The organism is Szabonella alba (assembly GCF_016765775.1).
In the GTDB taxonomy this organism is placed as follows: Bacteria; Pseudomonadota; Alphaproteobacteria; order Rhodobacterales; family Rhodobacteraceae; genus Szabonella; species Szabonella alba.
Genome location: NZ_JAESVN010000037.1, coordinates 1 through 2,025, shown reverse-complemented (window position 1 = coordinate 2,025; position 2,025 = coordinate 1). Strand labels below are relative to the sequence as shown.

General features: G+C 59.2%; 2 protein-coding genes. One reads left to right on the top strand and one right to left on the bottom strand.

Features of this window, described 5'->3' with window-relative positions:
* Positions 1-1,245 (top strand): hypothetical protein (locus JL811_RS19790; protein WP_237685103.1); only part of this gene is annotated, 1,245 nt, incomplete at its 5' end.
* A gap of 299 nt (positions 1,246-1,544) precedes the next feature.
* On the opposite strand, the gene JL811_RS19785 is transcribed toward JL811_RS19790, so the two are convergent.
* Entirely contained in the window at positions 1,545-1,946 is a 402-nt protein-coding gene (locus JL811_RS19785; RefSeq protein WP_202690423.1) for a hypothetical protein, read from the bottom strand.
* Positions 1,947-2,025: the final 79 nt, after the last annotated feature.

Genomic DNA, 2,025 nt, shown 5'->3' with positions numbered 1-2,025 from the left:
ACATCAACGGGTTCTATAATCCGCGACGACGCCACTCAGCACTGGACTGGAAAAGCCCGGTCGCCTTCGAACGGAAAGTGGCCTAACGAGCACTGGGGGCGGCACAAATACGTGACAGGTCCAGACGGGCAAGAGGATGAAGCCGAGCTTTACGAATGGCCTTGGGGTGCTGGCGCGGCGGCGGACCGTGCTCTGGCACTGCAATGGGACCTAGCGCACCAGTTGGTGGATCGGGTGCCAGTATTCCTCGACACGCGATTCTGGATCTGGGCACGCGAAGCAGCCTTCGATGATGTGGTGGACGAGAAACTGATCTCATTTCTCGGAGCCTTGCGCCTTGCCGTGCAATCCGGGCGAGCTTTCTTCCCGGTGACTGCAGATCTCATCGAGGAATTCAGCAAGCAAACGCCCGAGTGCTTTGCGCAGACCATGCATTTGGTGGACCATCTGAGCCTCGGCGTTGCGCTTGTTCCGGTCTCTGAGCGCAACGCCATCGAGATCGAAGCCCTGCTCGCCCAGTCTCACCCGGCGCATCCACCGGTGCCGCGTCCCGTCTGGACTAAGGCCGTTTTCGCCTTTGGCTATGAAGACCTCCGCCCAAAAGGTGTCGAGATCAGCGACAGGGTGCTGATCGAACTGACTGAGCGTGCCTGGCAGGCAAAGCCCTCCGAAGTCGCCGCGACCTATCCAACCGGTGTTTTCGATGCGAGAGGCGAGAGCGAACGCCTTGCGGTATTCCTGAAAGAACAGGAGTGCCTGCATGAACATGAAATCGACACTTACGCGACTGCGGTGCGCTACGAGGTGGCTGGGGCCACCAGCATGATTACCGGCATTGCAGCCAGAGAGTTTCGCAGGCTGGCAGGGGCGTACGGCAAGCTGCAGCTGGCAGAAGACATCGAGGCCAGCCGGAAGTTCGGGCGCGAGACGGGGCGAATAATGTCACTTGCGCTTCAGCAGGATGAAAACCGCCGCAAATTCCCGAGCCTCTATATTCAGGCAGCACTGCACGCCGCGGTCCGGTATCGCAAAGGGCAAGTGATCAAGCCCAACGACCTCTTTGACTTTCGACACGCGGCTGCGGCGCTGCCCCACTGCAAGGCATTTTTCACCGAGAGTAAGCTGCGAAGCCTAATCACCAGCGGCCACATGCGGCTTGATACGCTCTATGGCTGTAAGGTGATGCACACCGTCGAAGAGGCGACCGCCTGGCTCGGTGATCTGGTCATCGATGGAGCAGGGTAGGACCAGTTCGCCGATATCGGATAGGGCCCCTGTTCGGGTAGTTCAGTTGTCCCGGAGCCAGATCGGAACACCGGCATCGCATCGCCAGCAGCGAGGCACAGCTCTAGTCCCGCGGGGCGTCGTTGGAACGACCGCTTTCCCGTTTTCGCCGCAACTGCCATGCTGCACTGCTTTAAGGCTGCTTTCCGCCCAAAGCGGTATTTCGCAGACACTCTCCTCGAGTCACACCGCTACACCGCCAGGTTCGAAGCCTGCCAAGAATGCTCGTTGGCTAACTCGCCTGACATGGGAGGCCAGCATCACCGCCCTCTCAACTCCAGCAGCACCGATCGCAAGCTGCTCAGCCCGGCCTCCAGTTCCTCGATGATCTCCTGCGCCAAGTCGTCTGGCTCGGGGAGATTATCCAGATCCGTCAAGCTCTTGTCCTTCAACCAGAACAGATCGAGGCTCGCCTTGTCGCGTGCCAGCAATTCTTCCCGGGAATACGACCGCCAGCGGCCCTCAGGGCTTGCTTCTGACCAGGTCGCCGTGCGCTCGTGCCGATTTTCCGGGCGGTACAGGCGCACGAAATCGGCGAGATCCTCGTATTTCAGCGGTTTCTTCTTCAGCGTGTGGTGGATGTTGGTCCGGTAATCGTAATACCAGACCTCGCGCTGTTGATTTTCACCCAGAACTGACCCGGGTAGGCGTGTAATTTTCATTGAGATTTGACCCATGTGACCCTTCTCCCGCGCGGTGAGCGACGGGGGGCAATGGAGTGATAAACATGGGACTATTGAA

What these genes read in the sequence shown, in the direction of transcription:
- JL811_RS19785 (WP_202690423.1), bottom strand. Translation starts at nt 1,946, where the DNA reads ATGAAAATTACACGCCTACCCGGGTCAGTTCTGGGTGAAAATCAACAG.